An 18,236-nucleotide genomic window follows, 5' to 3' on the forward strand; every position below is an offset into this window, starting at 1 on the left:
CTTTTAGGTTGCAGGGTATTAAAAAATTATTAACCTATTTAAACTTAATAACACATTTATTTTATGAAAAGACCTATACACATACCGCAGTTGCTCTTGCTTTTGTGTCTGCTGTTGGCAGGCTTCAGCAGCACTGCCCAGACCAAACCCTTTAATGCCGACATCGTGGTAGCCCAGGATGGCAGCGGCGATTTTGAGAAAATACAGGCTGCCATAGATGCTGTGCCCAATAACAGCGACAGGCGCACGGTCATCTACATCAAAAGAGGCCTTTATAATACCGAGAAACTGATGGTGCCCGGCACAAAAAGGAACGTGACCCTTATTGGCGAGAGCCGCGAAGAAACCATTATCAGCTACCATATCTACGACTGCGCCAGTGGCAAGTGCCCTACCGCCGACGCAGCCAAATGGACCGGCGACAACATCCGCACCTCTGCCACCCTCACCTTGCAGGGCGATGGCTTCCGGGCCGAGAACCTGACCATCGAGAACACAGCTGGCCCGGTAGGGCAGGCGCAGGCCATCACCGTAAAGTCAGATAAGAACGTGTTTGTGAACTGCGACCTGAAAGGCTACCAGGACACCATTTACCTTTGGGATGCCGGCAAACGCACCTACTTTGAAAACTGCCTGATCGAGGGCCGCACTGACTATATTTATGGCGCTGGAATTGCGTTCTTTCAGGCTTGTGAAATCCGCAGTTGGGGCGGCGGCTGGATTACAGCACCTTCTACGCCTCGTACCCAAACCTACGGCTACGTATTCAACGAGTGCCGCCTGACTTATGCCACCAGCAGCCCACGTTCCGGCGACGATGGCGAACTGGTTAGGCTGGGCCGCCCATGGCATGAATATCCGCATGTAGTCTGGATGAATTCCGAAATGACAGAGAAGATCCATCCGCAAGGTTGGGGCGATACCTGGAACATGGACTACGCAGCCACCAGCCCCGATCTGAAGCTGTACGAATACAACAACACCGGGCCAGGCGCCGATATGAGCAAGCGTGCCAATTGGGTTGGTTTGCGCGCCCTTACAGCCGGAGAAGCAGAGAATTATACCGTAGAAAAGGTAATGGCAGGCACCGATAGCTGGAACCCGGCCGCAGAGGCGCCTGTAGTGCCCTCTTATAACTGGACAGGTGCCGCCGCCACCAAAGGCTGGTTAGTGGCCGAAAACTGGAACCCGGCAGCCGTTCCGGCTACCGGCGAATCAGCCACAGTAAGCGGAGAGCACGAAGTGCTGGCAGACGGTGGCAGTTTTGTTGCCGACCTGAACATGGTAAACGGAGCTGTGCTGCGGGTAACCGGAAACAGCACCGTAACCTATCTTTCTATCGGCGGTTCAGCAATCCGTGCGGCTGAAGAAGTGACACTGGCTGGCAAAATTTCGACTAAAGAAGCCAACACCTTTGGCGTAACCGGCACACTTACCCTGGATGCGGCACTGGCTGGCGTGCATAACCTGACAAAAGAAGGCAATGGCCTGCTGGTGCTGGCCGCCAACAACACAGACTACTCTGGTGCCTGGACCATCAGCGCCGGTACACTGCAGGCAAAGGCTGCCAACTCATTGGGCAGAGGCAGTGTGAACATAAGCAGCGGTGCCACCCTTGCCATCGATAACGACGGGGCGCTGCAGCCAACCTCGCAGTTGCGTGTAGCAGCAGGTGCTGCGCTGGTGCTCAACGCCGACGTTACCCTGAGTGAGTTCTTCATCGGTAGCGACATGCAGGCCATGGGCGAATATACGGCCACGACACATCCGGACCTGATCAGTGGGACTGGTAAAGTGATTGTAGGCCGGCCAGGCTCCTTTACTTTTGTGGGAGGCGCCAACGGCAACTGGGATAACGCGGCCCATTATTCGCCGCAACTATTGCCGGAGGCCGGAGAGACCGTATACGTGAACCGGGAAATTGAAACAACTGGTGAGCCTTTCCCGGCTAAAATGGTGTTGCAGCCGGCAGGCAACCTGCGTATGCGCGGCAACCATGCCGTAACCGGAGAAGTGGAAATGGAAGCAGGCTCCCGCATAACCTATGCCACCGGCGGAACCGGCTTTTCGCTGAATGCGCCCATTAATGTGCTCGGCGATGTTACTATGCAAATGAGCAGCAACAATGCGGCTGGTAATGCGCTCACACTGCTGGGCAACTTAAGAGGAGGAGCCAAGGTGACAGCCTTCAACAACCGGAATGAGCAGGTAACAGCCACTTTAATATTGAGCGGCGACAACAGCGGTTTTTCCGGTACCTGGGATGCCACCAGGCCAAGCAGCAACGCCGCATCGGTTACTCGCCTAGAAGGCACGAGCGCCTTTGCTTTCGGAAGCGGTCAGATAGAGGTTGGCGCTAACAACAAGGTTCTTTTCAGCCACGAGAAAAGTGCCGGCGACGAACTGAAACTGGTAACCAGCGGTACGGGCAAAGCTGTGTTGAACACCAGAGTAAGCGTTATTAAATTTATACACAATGGGGTAGAAATGCCAGCCGGTATTTACACAGCAGCATCGCACCCTGCTCTTTTCGAAGGACCAGGCGCCCTGGAGGTGGCTACCATTGTGTCTGTGGCTGCTGAGCTGGAAAAACAACCTGTCCGTTACGCTGATAAGACCTTGTACCTTACCGGTTCACGCACTGCAGTTACAGTTTACTCCATTACTGGTGCGGTGGTTCAGAAAGAAACCAGCGACAAGGCTATCTCTTTTAAAGGCTACAAGCCTGGACTTTACGTTGCCCGCTACTTTGTAGATGGTAAGCACGGATCTGCCAAAGTGCTGATCCGAAAATAACTCACTTTTTACTTCTAAACCACGTGGCGCTGTTCTGCAGCGCCACGTGGTTTTCCTTCCTGATCCAGCAGTAGATAGAAGAATTGATCTGAAAACAGCCTCAGATTTATCTTGTTAAAGCTGTTAAAACGAGTTCAACTATTCAATAATGATGAATCAGGTGAAAAAGGCTTCTCGTATTATCAGGAAGCAGGTTTATGTTAATTTCTAATTTTGAATTTCTAATTTTTAATTCGGCGTAGCCCCTTAACCTTCCTTCCATGAACAGAATAGTAGCAGGCATGCTGGTGTTGGGTATCTGCCTCATCGGCATGTCCTTTATGCCGCAGAAAAAGAAAATAACCACTGTGTACCTGATCGGCGACTCTACCGTGGCCGATTACACCGATTACGATGGCGAAGATTATAGGAGCACCCGTTACCCGGTTACTGGCTGGGGGCAGGTGTTTCAGCCCTTTCTGCGCCCCGACAGCCTCACCAAAGTAAGGCACCTGATCAAGACCGACAGTGCGGTGGTGGCAGACAAGGCCAGGGGAGGCCGCAGCACCCGCACCTTTTTTGAGGAAGGGCGTTGGGCAGCTGTGTACAAGGAACTGCAGAAAAATGATGTGGTCATGATTCAGTTCGGGCACAACGATGCGGCCCAAAACAAACCGGAGCGCTACGTGAACATACAAGGCTACAAAGAGTATCTGAGGCTGTTCGTAAACCAGACCCGCGAAAAAGGCGGCATCCCGGTTCTGCTCACGCCAGTGGCCCGCAACTACCCCTGGCAGAACGGGAAACTGACCAACGTGCACGGCGACTACCCGCAGGCAGTGCAGGAGGTGGCAAAGGAGCTAAATGTGTACCTGCTGGACCTGAACCAACGATCTATGGACGCTTTCACGGCGAAAGGGCAGGAGTACGTAACGGAGCACTATTTTATGAACCTGCCAGCCGGCAAGTACAAAGCCTATCCCGAAGGACAGAAAGACAACACGCACTTTCAGCCGGAAGGAGGCAAAGCCGTGGCGCAGCTGGTATTTGACGGCATGAAGCAACTGAAACTGCCACAGGCAAGCACAAAAACGAAGGAGAAGTAGGCTCATAATCCAAAGGCGCGGAGCAGCAGTTGTTCAATACCTCCGAAGGGGCTTTTTGATTAGAATAATTGAATAAGTAAGAATAATATTTTTCGGGTATCTTTAAACAGAAATCATCCCCTCCGCGAGCTGAAAGCTCATAAGAGGGGGTGATTTCTGTTTCCATAAGTTACTCTGAATAACAGCTTCAAGGACAATCGGTACATTTCATTTTCTGAGTGCCGGAAGGAAATATGGTTAGCTCAGAACTCGGAAGCGGGCATCAGCCGCAAATCCGGCTGCCTGACAAATAGAAGTTTTTCTGTCAGCGTAAAAATCGTGTATTAATCCGGCGCTGGTTCGCATTTCAGATTAATATAATGTAAATTTGACTAGATACATCCTGTTTAGTTTTAGGATATTTATTCTAAAGCCGATGCCGAAATTTAGCCAGCCATTATGTCCCTAAACCTTTTCTGCTTCCTACCGGGTCTTCGAAAAACGATTCTCTGGCTCCTGTTGCCGTTAGTTGCTTCATCTGGCCTGCTCGCCCAGCAAACCACCTCCGACATCGGCAACTTTTACCCGATCATCAGCTCCTACGCTGCTAAAGACAACAATCGCCTGAGTTACCTGGCCAGGAACTGGAAAAACGAGAAAAAGTGGCGAAATACCGCCAAAGCGAAACTGCACGAGCTGCTGGCCTTTGACCCTGTACCGGCTCCCCTGAACTCCGAAGTACTTGATTCTACCAAAAGAGATGGCTACACCCAGTACCTGGTGCGCTACAACCTGAATGCGCTTCAAAAAACCGAAGCCTTTTTGCTGATTCCGGATAACCTGACCAAACCTGCCCCGGCTGTGATAGCCCTTCATGACCACGGCGGGTTTTACTTTTACGGGAAGGAGAAGCACACCCTGACAGACAACCAACCACCCCTGCTGGTGGAGTATGTGCAGAACCTCTACGAAGGGCGCTACTACGCCGATGAGCTGGCAAAGCGCGGTTTTGTGGTGCTCTGCCCCGATGCCATGTACTTTGGCTCTCAGAAGCTGCAGCCGGAAACGGTGAGTCCGCAATTCACCAAAACCCTGCTAAACACGAGCTACGAGAGCGAAAGCAAGCGTATCAGAGCCTATAATAAATTTGCCAACTCGCACGAAATCCCCCTCAACAAAACCATTCTTGCCTCCGGCACCACCTGGCTCGGCATGATCGCGCAGGGCGATCGTGTGGCCGTAGATTTTCTGCTTTCCCGGCCGGAGGTGGACCCGGAGAAGATCGGTTGCATCGGGCTTTCGCTGGGCGGCTTGCGCAGCACCTATTTGTTTGGGCTCGATGCCAGAATCAAGACGGGCGTGGTGGCTGCTTTTTCTACCACGTTCGAGCACATGCTCCAGGAGCACACCCGCCACACCTGGATGATGTATGTGCCACGCCAGCACAGGTTCCTCGACCTGCCCGATGTGGCCTCGCTCAATGCGCCAAGGCCGCTGCTGATCCTGAACTGCAAGCAGGACAAACTCTTCAACATAGCCGGCATGCAGGCAGCCGAAACCAAACTGGCTGTTATCTATGCCAAGATGAAAGCTCCCGATAGATTTAAGTGCAACTACTACGACGTGCCCCACTCCATGAGCATACAAATGCAGGACGATGCCTTTGCCTGGCTGGAGCGCTGGCTAAAATAGCAGCAGCAGGAATAGCAGCTCCGGAGGGCCGTTTTCATTTAAATAATTTACCCACTAAATCACTGAATCAATCACTCAAAATAAAGATATGAAATTAGAACACTTTGCCGTGAACGTAGAAGACCCGATCGCCATGGTCGACTGGTATGCCGAGCACCTGGGCATGAAGGTGGTAAAACAGGTGAAAGAAGCTCCGTTTATGGCTTTCCTGGCCGATGACAGCGGCCGCATTATGATAGAGGTGTACCGCAACCCGGCAGACAAGGTACCTCCGTACCGCGACATGGACCCGCTGCTGGTGCACCTGGCCTTTGTATCGGAAGATCCGGATGCCGACAAGGCACGCCTGCAGCAGGCAGGAGCAACCGAGGTGTCTGACACCAAACTGGACGACGGCTCGCACCTGGTGATGATGCGCGACCCCTGGGGGCTGGCTGTACAGCTCTGCAAACGCGGCAAACCCATGCTCACCGAACGGGAAAACTAAGGCTACGCCACTTTGGGAAATTCAAAGTTCAAAATTAGAAATGATCATGGCGCGAGTGTCCTCGCTTGTGACTGCTATTCCGCGGCCTCCGGCCGTATGGGAAATGAAGATATTATCTAACAAAATATCTGCTTTTGCACCAGAAATTAGTGGAGTTCTCAAACATGATGGGCGAGTTTCAAGGGCATAAATAATTTTGAATTTCTAATTTAACTAAGTATCAGTTACATCAACCTAAAAACAAGATAAACATGAATATAAGAAAATACTGGGCTGCCAGCCTTATGCTGCTCACGTTGCTGGGAACAGCAAGCTGCGGAAATGAAAGCGGGAATCAACAGGGCCAGGCGCAGCAGGAAGCTGATGTGTGGGACGGATTAGACGACATCCTGAGCCAGATAAGAGCACCGACTTTTGCCGACAGAGATTTTAACGTAACCGATTATGGCGCAGTAGGCAACGGCACCACCAATTCTTCTGAAGCCTTTAAAAAGGCGATAGCTGCCTGTAGCGAAGCAGGCGGCGGCAGGGTAGTGGTGCCTGAAGGCAAATTCCTGACCGGGCCGATTTACCTGAAAAGTAACGTGAACCTGCATGTGGTAAAAGGTGCGACTATTCTCTTCTCTACCAACCCCAAAGATTACCTGCCGGTGGTGTACACCCGCTGGGAAGGAGTGGAACTGATGAACTACTCACCCCTGGTTTATGCGTTTGAGGAAAAAAACATTGCCATAACCGGCGAAGGCGTGCTGGACGGGCAGGCCGACGAAACCAACTGGTGGCCCTGGAAAGGCAACAAGCGTGATGGCTGGAAAGAAGGAACACCCAACCAGAACGACCCCGACAAGCGTGCCGTGCTGTTCCAGATGGGCGAAGACAACGTGCCGGTAGAGGAGCGTATTTTTGGTGAAGGCTTTTACCTGCGCCCGCAGTTCGTGCAGCCCTACCGCTGCGAAAACATTCTGATCGAGGGCGTTACCTTTATCAACTCCCCGATGTGGATTCTGAACCCGGTGCTCTGCAACAACGTGACAATCCAGAAAGTGACCGTAGAAAGCCAGGGGCCAAACTCTGACGGCTGCGACCCGGAGTCGTGCAAGAACGTGCTGATCAAAGACTGCTTCTTCAACACCGGCGACGATTGTATTGCCATAAAGTCGGGCCGCAATGCGGATGGCCGCCGCATAAACGTGCCGAGCGAGAACATCGTGATCCAGAACTGCGTGATGGAGAACGGTCACGGTGGTGTGGTGATCGGAAGTGAGATATCAGGAGGAGCCCGCAATATTTTTGCCGAGAACTGCAAAATGAGCAGCCCCGAACTGGACCGCGCCCTGCGGATCAAAACCAGTTCTATGCGAGGCGGCACCGTAGAGAACGTGTACCTGCGCAACATCGAGGTTGGGCAGGTGGCCCAGCAGGTGGTGCGCGTAAACATGTTCTACGAAGACTCTGGCGCACACGTGCCGGCTGTCCGCAACATCGAAGTCCGCAACATGACTGTAGAGAACGGGGGTAAAGTAGGGGTGCTGCTGGAAGGTTATCCGCAATCGCCGGTAGAGAACCTGCGCCTGATCGACGTGAACATTAAAAATGTGGCGGAGCCCTACAAGTTCAGCAACATCAAAAACGTGCAGTTCGAGAATGTAACCATCAACGGCGAGCAGGTAAAGCTGGAGGAGAATTAATTTTCGGATTCGAAGCTGCCAGGTTTTAAAGGTTTGGATATCTGAAAACCTTGTTCAGATAATTCCCTGATTCTGTAAATTTTGATTCAGACAATAACATGCCCCCTGTAGCCGCACCCCTCGCGGGTGCTCATGACCCCCGAGCAGCAGCAGCAGCAGCTAATAGCTCAGGAGGGCCATTTTCATTAGAATAATTGTGTGTGAATGGGCCTATTAATTAATGTGCTGATGTGCTAAAGGGACAATAGTGAAATAGCTGGCCAGACCTCGCAGTGTGCGCAGCTCCTGCGAGCGTCCTGGGGAAGCAGTAAGAAAGACTATGAAATATAAACTGCTGTCCGCTACAGCGTTTTCTCCAATACACTGGCAGGAAGGCCAAAATCAACTATTATTAACTCTTTTTCATGACAAAGAAGATACATATTTTTATTTGGGTGCTGGCACTCGTGAGTCTCGGTTGCAGTTCTGGCAGAAAAGCGTCAGACCCAAGAGGGCCCATCGAAATCTGGTGGCTGGAGTCGCTCGATAAGGTAGGAGAACACCCAACTACCGTGCTAGGTGAGCCGAAGGTGATAAGCGTGGCAAGAGGAGAGAAGGCCGTAGAGTTCGACGGGAAAGACGATGGCCTGCAACTGATTGCCAACCCGATTTTCGATGCCGAAGAATTTACCATAGAAGTGGTGTTTAACCCCTACGATGCTTTCCCTGCTAACGTGGAGCAACGGTTTTTCCACATCCAGGACCCCGTTAACCTGGACCGCCGCATGCTGATGGAGCTAAGGCTAAACGACAAAAAAGAGTGGTACGCCGACTTCTTTATGAAAACGGAGAATGAAAGGCTGGTGCTGATAGACTCTACCAAAACGCATCCGGTAAACGAGTGGGCCACCATGACGTTGATTTACAAAGACAATACCATGACAGGTTATGTAAATGGCGTAGAAGAAGGATCCGGCAACATTACGTTCTTACCCATGAGTCCGCAGGCAAATGTTTCGCTCGGCACCAGAATAAACAAAGTGTCCTGGTTTAACGGAGCCATCAAAACCGTTCGGTTTATTCCCTGGGCACTACCTCCGCTGGAGCCGTAGGATTTAGAAGAGAAACGATTAAAGATATAGTGCAGACAAGCTGAATATTCGGTTTAATTAGCAGTTAGCAAACATATAATATGATTCAAACTCCAAAAATTTATCGAATTGACAAGTCGCACAGATTATTAAGGGAGTATCATGATGCCCGAGAAATCATCTTTAAAATAATATCAACTTCATACAAGAAACTTGGTTTTAAAAATACCATAAAAGCTGATAGTATAAAGTCAATAAATAAAGACGATATCACCTATTTTCTTCACCTCTTCAATACAAATGATACAGACTCAGACTGGAAAGATTTTTTACCTCAGGGTTTGAGTTTTGGTCAAAATTTTAAACAACAGAAATTGTCATTAATACTGTTTTCCCACAGTGAAAATGAACTTTTCTGTACAATTGGTGGGAATGCCTATCAAATTATAGTCCCCTTCATTGACCATTCATTTGGTTTAAATATGTATGCCCGGATAATGAAACCTGATTTGGACCAACTTGCCTCTATCAAATCAAGAGGGCTAACGGGTGCCCGTGCTGGACTAAACGAACAATTTCGCGATAACTATAGAATAATTGACTTCGTGAAATTCGGAAAACTGCCTCAGGAAATACACCTTAAGCTAAGTAATGAAATTTCCAATTTACACTTTGGATTCCTACAAAAACGTGAAGATGAAAGAATTCAAATATATGTAGGTAAGTCGTTCAAGGTAAAGAGAGGAGTTACGTTTGAGGAACTACATAAAATTATCAATGAATTTCGCGACATACTTCAGATTGCCCCAAGTGACTATTTAAGCTCTTACAAAGAAATAACAGACCAGAAAATAATTAATGAATCTTTCAAACCTATTTTAATTGACAGATTGTACAATGATGCAGCTTTTATCGGAAGGCCAGAGACAGCCAGAAGGTTTGAATTTGATTTCTGTAACCCAAACGAAATAGAAAGGTTCTATGAGGCTGATAGTTTTATATTAAAAGAAAAAACTGAGAATGGAGGGTATGCTACTTTTTCAACTGTAACTGATAGAAATGAAATTTACGATACTGTACTTCGCAGGACAGTCGAGAAGTTTGGGAACAACGACAGATTTAATTTTATGGTTTACCTTCAAGGTGTTAAAGTTACCTGTTATAAGGATGGTCGGAAAACGATTAGCTCAAATTTTTTATTCCATTTTACAACTGAATTTTCTATCAATCAGCAGCCAATATTTTTAGTAGATACCAAGTGGTATAGACTTCGAGATTCTTTTGTCAAAGATTTGAATATCAATGCCCAACATATCCTAAGAATATATAAAGCCCCTCCAAATGTTTTAACAGAACCCTGGGATAAAACATTCTTAAGTCGGGAGGGTAGTTACAACCTCCTGTATAATAATAAACTGGGTTACATAGTAATTGATACCATTATTGCTGATGGATTAGAGCTGTGTGATATTTTACATTATGATGAAAATAACTTATATCTCATCCATGTAAAATATGGATTCAGTACTAAAATGAGGGAATTAACAAATCAGATTTTGATTTCCGCAAGGAGATTAAGGGAAAATCTGGGAACGAAGGAAAAAGAATTACTTAATCAAATATATAGCAAATTAGTAGATAAGGGCTACGATTTTGATGGTTTAAATCTTGATGAATTTAAGAATCTTTTTAATAAAAAAATCTCTTTTGTGATTGCTTTCACTTCTCATTTAAAGGACGATTTGAAAGTAGAAGATAATATGGATAGGTTTGATTCGAACATAGCTAGATTTCAGCTCATTCAATGTTCTGGTGAAATGAGAGCAAACTACTATGATCTTTTGACACATCAAATTATGAGACAATAATAGAGTAGACAAAAAGTAAACGTCGACTCAGGTTAATACCTGGTGCATAGTTTATAAAAACCGTATCCACAATCAAAAAAAAATATCATGGCAGAGTTTTGGGAGTCGAGCTTTAAAGATAAAAAGACGATGTGGGGATTTGAACCAGCGGACTCTGCAATCGAAACCTTACAGCTCTTTAAGAAAAATGGACTTAGCAAGATTTTGATACCCGGATTTGGCTACGGCAGAAATGCAAAGATCTTTACGGATAATGGGTTCAGTGTAACAGGAATAGAAATTTCGGAAACTGCAATTGCCTTAGCCCAACAACACTATGGAGATGATGTAAAAGTATACCATGGATCCGTTAGCGCCATGCCGTTTGACCAGGAATTGTACGATGGGATTTTCTGCTATGCACTGATCCACTTGTTAAATGATAAAGAGCGTGTTAAGCTGATTAGCGATTGTTACAACCAGCTTCGGCCTGGTGGGTACATGGTTTTTGTGGCAATTTCTAAAAACGATGCTGCTTATGGGCAAGGAGAAAAATTAAGTAAGGACAGATTTGAAACGAGGCATGGTGTTCAGCTATTCTTTTATGATTCGGATACTTTAGAAAAAGAATTTGCTGCTTATGGACTGGTTGAATCTAAAGAGATAAATGAACCGGCAAAAAATATGGGGAATAAGCCCTCCCAAAAATTTTGGCAAATAACGTGTAGGAAACTAGAAAGATAAAGAATACCAGTGGCTATTTTAGTAATTGCCTACTCCTAATCTGTTGTATATACCAGCCCAGTTGCCGCACCAACAATAGTTGTACCATGGCTCCTTTATGTAGTCCCTGATTTTAATCCTCGTCTTCCCTACCAAACCTCCAACAAAAAAACGGCTGGACTCCATCAGGAGTCCAGCCGTTTCACTTAAAACAGGTATTGTCAGATTAAAGCGAAACGCCTCGTTTCCAGGGAATAAAGTCGTCCTGACCAAGCTTTTGGGCTTTGGTAAGAACCTCGCCGCTGGCTACTGCAATAATATGCTCCAGCATCGCTTCACCCATTTCTTCGATGGTTTTGGTACCTTCTATCACCGGGCCGGTGTTCACATCGATAATATCAGACATGCGCTGTGCCAGAATAGTGTTTGAAGAAACCTTAATAACTGGTGTTACCGGGTTACCGGTTGGCGTACCAAGACCAGTGGTGAACAGGATAATGTTCGCGCCGGAACCAGCCATAGCCGTGGTGCTTTCTACGTCGTTGCCAGGCGTGCATAGCAGGTTCAGACCAGGTTGGGTTACATACTCAGGGTAATCCAGCACGTCTACAATCGGAGAAGTACCGCCTTTTTTAGCTGCACCCGCTGATTTAATGGCATCCGTGATCAGGCCGTCTTTGATGTTACCCGGGCTAGGGTTCATGTCGAAACCAGAACCTACTGCCTCTGCTGCACGTGCGTAGGCACGCATCAGCTCCACAAAACGGTCGGCCGTTTTATCATCAACACAACGGTTTATCAGGTCTTGCTCTACACCGCACAGCTCTGGGAACTCCGACAGGATGGACTTGCCGCCCAGGGCTACCACCAGGTCAGACACGTGGCCTACCGATGGGTTGGCAGAGATACCAGAGAAACCATCAGAACCACCACACTCCAGGCCAACCACCAGTTTGCTCAGCGGGGCAGGCTGGCGTCGGTTTTTGTCGGCTTCTACCAGACCAATAAAGGTTTTGCGGATAGCCTGCGACAGCAGTTCCAGTTCAGTGCCTTCTTTCTGCTGCTCCAGCACGATCAGCGGCTTGGAGAAGTTAGGGTTAATGGCTTTGATTTTTTCTTCCAGAATGCTCACCTGTGCGTTCTGGCAACCCAGGCTCAGTACGGTGGCACCTGCCACGTTCGGGTTGTTGATATAACCTGCCAGCAGGGCGCACAGCATGTCAGAGTCTTGTCTGATACCGCCGCAGCCACCTTCGTGCGTCAGGAATTTAATACCGTCTATATTTTCGAATACACGCTTCTGACCGTTAGAGGTCGTAGCCTGTAAAGAAAGCTTCTCAATTTCTTCTATGTTGCCAGCCTGGTAGAGCTCCACCATCTGCTGCACATAAGATTTGTAAATGTCCTGGTTTCCGAAGCCAAGCTCATCGATAAAAGCTTGCTTAATTATGTTCACGTTGCGGTTTTCGCAGAACACCATCGGGATAACCAGCCAGTAGTTGCCGGTACCTACCTGGCCATCGGCGCGGTGGTAGCCGTTAAAAGTTCTGTTTGCCCATTTAGATACGTCGGGGGCTGTCCAGCCGGTAACTTTGGTTTTTCCGGTGAATTCCGAAACGGAATGTTTCACGTTATGGATGGTGAGCACGCCACCGGTCGGGATAGTAGATACGGCTTTGCCAACCAGCGAGCCGTACATAAATATTTCGTCACCAGGAGCTAATTCCTGCTCTGCAAACTTATGTTTGGCTGCAACATTTTCGGCAAGCACAATCTTGTTGCCGTTATATTCAACCACCTCACCATATTCCAGGTCCGTCAGTGCTACCAGCACGTTATCATCAGGATGGATTTTTAAAATTTTCTTTGACATATCTAATGCTAATGGTTATTAGCGCAATCGATTGCGCTCATTTGCAAATAAGCAAAATGTTTTTCTTAATTTGAAAAGAATTTGAGTAAAAATTTTTATAAGAGGTAACTTTCTACTATAAAGCCCGGAAAGTATACTAAGGGATCAACAACCTGGCTGCAAATAAAATTCCTGGCCCTAAAATACTAGTTTTTTCTATATAAACAACCCTGCACAGCGCCTGCCCAGTCAGCAATGACAGATCAGGTGGCTGGCCAATGGAGCTGCTTAGAATAATTATATACAAAGCATTCGTTTAGCTCTTTTTTTTAGGTTCTAAGGGATGCGGTTTGCAACAGTCTGGTCAGGGGGCAAACGGTAGCAAATGCCTCCGGAGGGCCATTTTCATTCAAATAATTATTTAAGTTTTTTACAAGGCTAAATTTAGAGCTTCTCCACCCGGAGCACGGCCTGCTTTGCGTCACCGAATTTCTCCAGACCGGGGAAAGGCTTGATTTCCTTCAGGGTGATTTTGTAGGTGGTTTGCCCTACCTGCGTGGTAAGGGTTTGTGTATTCCGTGGGGTGGTGGTTGAGCAAGCGCCGATGCATAGCGCTACGGCTTCGTTTTTGCCCTGGCTGTTGGATAAAGAAAGCAGCACAGAGGCGGAACCATAGTGCACGCAAACAGCATTGGCCGGGCAACGTGAGTCGTTTAGTTCCTTGAGCACAAGGTAAAGCTTTCGGGGAGCAGCCCCTCCGGAGAGCAATACCTGCTGCCCGGCCTGCATCGAAAATTCCTGCTTAAAAGGAATTCCTTCGGCAAGAGGCTCTGCTGCAGGTGGTGTGTATGGCGCCTCAGGCTGGCAATTCCAGCACAGGAGCGCTACTGTTAAAAGGTAAAAGAAACGGGTCATTGTGTATGCGAATTAGTTGAATTTACATAAACATGAGCCCTTCTCCGGACAAAGGGTTGCAAGTCCATTGCCATAAACCAGGTGCCTGCGCACTGGGAGAGGTGTAAAACTTTTGCTATCAGAAGATTACTACCTGCAAAATATTCTCCTTAAACTCCCGGAGTAGACTGCTCTATATAAAAGTTCGGATCTATGACCACTTTCAGCGTTTTTTTCGATCCTTTCAGCTCCTGCCACTTGCTGGTTGGCTCCAGCCACTGCACTTTGCCGTTCAGGTGTACTTTTACCGGCATGTTAAATCCATCTACTGTGTTTGCCCAGCGGTAGTGCCAGCTGGTGCCTTCCTGCTTGTGCTCCAGCCGGGGCAGGCGCGTGTCGCGGAGGTACTGGTTAAAGAAGGTGCTGAGGTCCCGGCCGGTTTTCTGGCTCAGATAATCCTCTATCTGTTGCGTGGTGACAGTCTGGTGGTAGAAATCCTGGTTGAGGCCGCGCAGGATGCCGCGCCATTTCTCATCGTCGTTCACGATCTGGCGCAGGGTGTGCAGCATGTTGGCACCCTTAGGATACATATCGTCGGAGCCCTGCCGGTTCACCCCGTAATCGCCAATAATGGGCGCATCGTGCTGGATGTTTTTTCGCAACCCGATTATGTAAGCGTTGCCAGCCTCTTTGCCATAGTGGTACTCCACAAACAGGTTCTCGGAGTAGGTCGTAAAGCTTTCATGAACCCACATGTCGGCAATGTCTTTGTAGGTGATGCTGTTGGCGAACCACTCGTGGCCGGTTTCGTGCACGATAATATAATCGAACTTCAGGCCCCAGCCGCTGCCGCTCAGGTCGTAGCCCATGTACCCGTTCTGGTAGCCATTGCCGTAGGTTACGGAGCTCTGGTGTTCCATGCCCAGGTAGGGCACTTCCACGAGCTTGTAGCTGTCTTCGTAAAAAGGGTAAGGGCCGAACCAGTGCTCAAATGCCTGCAGGGTCCGGGGCACATCTTTAAATTGTTTTTTGGCTTTGCTGAGATTTTCGCGGAGCACATAGTAGTCGCAGTCGAGCACGCCTTTTTCGCCCTGGTATTTTTCAGAGAAATGCACATAGTCGGCAATGTTCACGTTCACGCCATAGTTGTTGATGGGGTTAGACACAAACCAATGAAAGGTTTTGCTGCCGTCGGTGTTGGTGTCCACCTTCCGGAGCCTGCCGTTGGAGACGTTTGTGAGATTTTCTGGTACGCGTATGCTGATGAGCATGCTGTCGGGCTCGTCGTACATGTGGTCTTTGCAGGGCCACCAGAGGCTGGCGCCATCGCCCTGGTTAGAGGTGGCTACAAAAGGCTTGCCCTTGCTGTCTTTTTGCCAGGTGAAGCCGCCCGTCCAGGGAGGGCGCACGCTCACCTGAGGCTTGCCGCTGTAGTGCACTTCTACGGTATTTACTGTGCCGGCCACCTGGCTTTCGGGCAGGGTTATAAACCAGGCGTTCCCGTCTTGTTTTACTGGCAGCGGCTTCCCGTTTTGCAACACCTTCTCCATGGTCATGGGCGGCTGCAGGTCCAGCTGCATGCGTTGGTGGGGTTGCAGCACCTTGTACTGCACGGTGTTTTTGCCGCGCACGGTGCTGTCGGCAGGGTTCACGGCGATGTCGAGGTGGTAGTAGGTCAGGTCCCACCAGGCCCGCTCCGGCGTTATGGAGCCCCTGATGCTGTCTTGCCGGGTAAAGGGAGGGGTTTGGGCAAGCGCAGCGGGTGCTGCCACCGCAGACAACATGATGGATACTAAAATTCTGAAAGCAAGGCTATGTTTCATGGACTTGGTGTTTGGCCTGGTCATGCTTTGGTCGTGACAGATATAAATAATTGTAATGAAAAAGGCCCTCCGGAGGCTCTGTGGCTGCTGCTTTTGTCTGGATCAAAATGTACAGAATTTTAGAATGCGCAGCATGATCGTGCCGTGCTTAAATCAGTAAATGAAGTGTAGTAAGAAACCAGACACAACGAGATGGCGGAGTTCATCTCCAGGTTTTCAAATCTCCAAATTAATAAATCTGCCATTTAGCCATGCAACCACTAATCATCAGCAATCAACAATTATTCCAATAAAAACAGCCCTCCGGAGCTTTTGCTGCTCCTGCTGCTGGTGTAGGCTCCTGGTCAGCTGTGGGGGCTGAGGCTTCGGGGCATTTTTTTCTTTGTACGCTCCCCTCGCAATTTTCCCGGAGTTCTCAGCTTCAATATACGAAGATAACACGTATGGTAGGATGGTGACGCTGGGTGATGGCTATAAATTGATGGAGGAATGTCTATCCTGGCAGCCCTAAACCGGGGAAAGTGTCGTGACGAAACGTATTGTCAGCGGAGTCTTTGCCAGGCAACAATTATAATGAAACAGGACACTATTTCTACAATAGCATGAAGATGAGAAGATATGGTTTGGCTGCCTTTGCAATGGCTGCTCTTATGATAATTAACAGCTGCTCTTCAGACCCGGTAACCGGCAAAAAGGAGCTGATGCTGCTCTCGGAGGAGCAGGAAATTGAGCTGGGCAGGCAGGCCGACCCGGAGATTGTGGCGCAGTTTGGGCTGTACCCGGATGAGGCCCTGCAGCGGTTCATGCAGGAAAAGGGGCAGCAGATGGCAGCTGTCTCGCACCGCAGCCAGTTGGAGCACCAGTTCAAAGTGCTCGATTCGCCAGTGATAAACGCCTTTGCCGTGCCTGGAGGGTATGTGTATTTTACGCGCGGCATTATGGCGCACTTCAACAACGAGGCACAGTTTGCCGGGGTGCTGGGCCATGAGATCGGGCATGTGGCGGCACGGCACTCGGCGCAGCAGCAAAGCAAAGGTGTGCTGGCCCAGTTTGGGCTGGTGCTCGGCCGGATTATAGCGCCAGAGTTCGAAGGGTTTGCCAACGCTGCCTCGCAGGGAGTGGGCCTGCTGTTCCTCAAGTTCGGCCGCGACGATGAACGTGAATCAGACAGGCTGGGCGTGGAGTACGCCACCAAGCTGGGCTACGATGCCGCCGAAATGGCCGACTTTTTCAACACCCTGCAGCGCACGCAGGAGAGCAGCGGAGCTGAAGAAATGCCGAGCTTCCTGTCTACGCACCCTGCCTCTGCCGAACGCTACAAAACAGTGCGCCAGTTGGCCGAAAAGCAGCAGCAACAGGAAGGACTCACCGATGCCAAAGTAAACCGCGAAAGCTACCTGAAGCTGATCGATGGCATGATCTACGGCGAAGACCCGAAGCAGGGCTTTGTAGAGAACGAGGTGTTCTACCACCCGGAACTCCGGTTCAGCTTCCCGCTACCGGCTGACTGGCGCTACGAAAACTCACCGCAGCATTTCCAGATGGCGCCAAAAGACGGCAAGGCCATGATGATGCTCACGCTAATCCAAGGCGAGTCGCTGGAAGCGGCGGCGCAGCAACTGTTGCAAAACAACCAGCTACAAGCGCAGGAAACAAAGCAGCTGACTGTAAATGGCCTGCATGCCCTGGCCATTGTAGCCGACCAGGTGCAGCAGCAACAGGCCACACTTCGGGTGCTGGCCTACCTGATTGAGTTCCGGGGCAACATTTATACTATCATGGGGGTTACCACACCCGCAGAGTTTGCGAATTATGCCCCACACTTTGAGCGCACCATGCAGGGTTTCGCCAGTCTTTCCGATCCTGAAAAGCTGAACCGGCAGCCCGATCGGATCCGCATCAAAACCCTGCCCCGCAGCAGCACCCTGGCGCAGGCCCTGCGAAATTTCCAGGTGCCGGAAGCGCGCTTGGATGAACTTGCCATTTTAAACGGCATGCAACTCGATGACCAGTTGCCGCAGGGGACTATGATTAAAGTGGTGGCGAGATAAGAGTTGGAGCTGCTGTTACTCATAGAGGCTTATGTCTTTAAAATTGCTGAGACAAGTCCTTTAACTGTGTACGGTTTGCTGTAAATACCGGAGAAGCAGCAGCAGCCAAGACCTCGCAGCGCATGCTGCGAGTTTGTGACAAGCATGAATTATTCTAATGAAAAAGCCCTTCCGGAGGCTCTGCCGCTCCTGCTGCTGTCTACCATCAACTAAGAGTTAAAAAGATGAAAATTAACCTGGCGCAGCACA

The 18,236-nt window shown here is 49.3% G+C and carries 12 protein-coding genes; 9 read left to right on the forward strand and 3 right to left on the reverse strand.

Going from position 1 to position 18,236, the window contains the following annotated elements; all coding sequences use genetic code 11:
* Positions 1-63 precede the first annotated feature (63 nt).
* The 8 genes from FJM74_RS14540 to FJM74_RS14575 all read left to right on the forward strand — a co-directional run bounded on the left by FJM74_RS14540 (position 64) and on the right by FJM74_RS14575 (position 11,388).
* Positions 64-2,796: a pectinesterase family protein gene (locus FJM74_RS14540; RefSeq protein WP_187263346.1), complete on the forward strand. Its 2,733-nt coding sequence runs from the start codon at positions 64-66 to the stop codon at positions 2,794-2,796.
* 260 nt (positions 2,797-3,056) lie between these two features.
* Positions 3,057-3,881 (forward strand): rhamnogalacturonan acetylesterase, encoded by an 825-nt coding sequence (locus FJM74_RS14545; RefSeq protein ID WP_187263347.1) that lies wholly within the window; start codon positions 3,057-3,059, stop codon positions 3,879-3,881.
* A gap of 438 nt (positions 3,882-4,319) precedes the next feature.
* Positions 4,320-5,552, forward strand: a complete 1,233-nt coding sequence (locus tag FJM74_RS14550) for a dienelactone hydrolase family protein (protein ID WP_187263348.1) — start codon at positions 4,320-4,322, stop codon at positions 5,550-5,552.
* Positions 5,553-5,640: 88 nt separating this feature from the next.
* On the forward strand, positions 5,641-6,039 hold the full coding sequence (locus tag FJM74_RS14555; protein ID WP_187263349.1) for a VOC family protein: 399 nt from the start codon (positions 5,641-5,643) through the stop codon (positions 6,037-6,039).
* Positions 6,040-6,290: 251 nt separating this feature from the next.
* Positions 6,291-7,727, forward strand: a complete 1,437-nt coding sequence (locus FJM74_RS14560; RefSeq protein WP_241739181.1) for a glycoside hydrolase family 28 protein — start codon at positions 6,291-6,293, stop codon at positions 7,725-7,727.
* Between the two features lie 404 nt (positions 7,728-8,131).
* A complete protein-coding gene (locus FJM74_RS14565) occupies positions 8,132-8,818 on the forward strand; it encodes a LamG domain-containing protein (protein ID WP_187263350.1) in 687 nt (228 codons plus the stop codon).
* A gap of 80 nt (positions 8,819-8,898) precedes the next feature.
* Positions 8,899-10,665: a DUF6119 family protein gene (locus tag FJM74_RS14570; RefSeq protein WP_187263351.1), complete on the forward strand. Its 1,767-nt coding sequence runs from the start codon at positions 8,899-8,901 to the stop codon at positions 10,663-10,665.
* Between the two features lie 87 nt (positions 10,666-10,752).
* Positions 10,753-11,388: a class I SAM-dependent methyltransferase gene (locus FJM74_RS14575; RefSeq protein ID WP_187263352.1), complete on the forward strand. Its 636-nt coding sequence runs from the start codon at positions 10,753-10,755 to the stop codon at positions 11,386-11,388.
* A 205-nt stretch (positions 11,389-11,593) separates the two neighbouring features.
* Here the strand turns inward: FJM74_RS14575 and FJM74_RS14580 are convergent, their stop codons facing one another.
* The 3 genes from FJM74_RS14580 to FJM74_RS14590 form a co-directional block, all read right to left on the reverse strand.
* Complete coding sequence (locus FJM74_RS14580; protein WP_187263353.1) at positions 11,594-13,240, reverse strand: UxaA family hydrolase; 1,647 nt, start codon at positions 13,238-13,240, stop codon at positions 11,594-11,596.
* A gap of 423 nt (positions 13,241-13,663) precedes the next feature.
* Positions 13,664-14,134, reverse strand: a complete 471-nt coding sequence (locus FJM74_RS14585) for a hypothetical protein (RefSeq protein ID WP_187263354.1) — start codon at positions 14,132-14,134, stop codon at positions 13,664-13,666.
* Between the two features lie 149 nt (positions 14,135-14,283).
* A complete protein-coding gene (locus tag FJM74_RS14590; RefSeq protein ID WP_187263355.1) occupies positions 14,284-15,936 on the reverse strand; it encodes a M1 family metallopeptidase in 1,653 nt (550 codons plus the stop codon).
* A gap of 602 nt (positions 15,937-16,538) precedes the next feature.
* Here FJM74_RS14590 and FJM74_RS14595 point away from each other — a divergent pair.
* Positions 16,539-17,987, forward strand: a complete 1,449-nt coding sequence (locus tag FJM74_RS14595) for a M48 family metalloprotease (RefSeq protein WP_317175564.1) — start codon at positions 16,539-16,541, stop codon at positions 17,985-17,987.
* Positions 17,988-18,236 lie beyond the last annotated feature (249 nt).

The organism is Pontibacter beigongshangensis (assembly GCF_014332515.1).
Taxonomy (GTDB): Bacteria; Bacteroidota; Bacteroidia; order Cytophagales; family Hymenobacteraceae; genus Pontibacter; species Pontibacter beigongshangensis.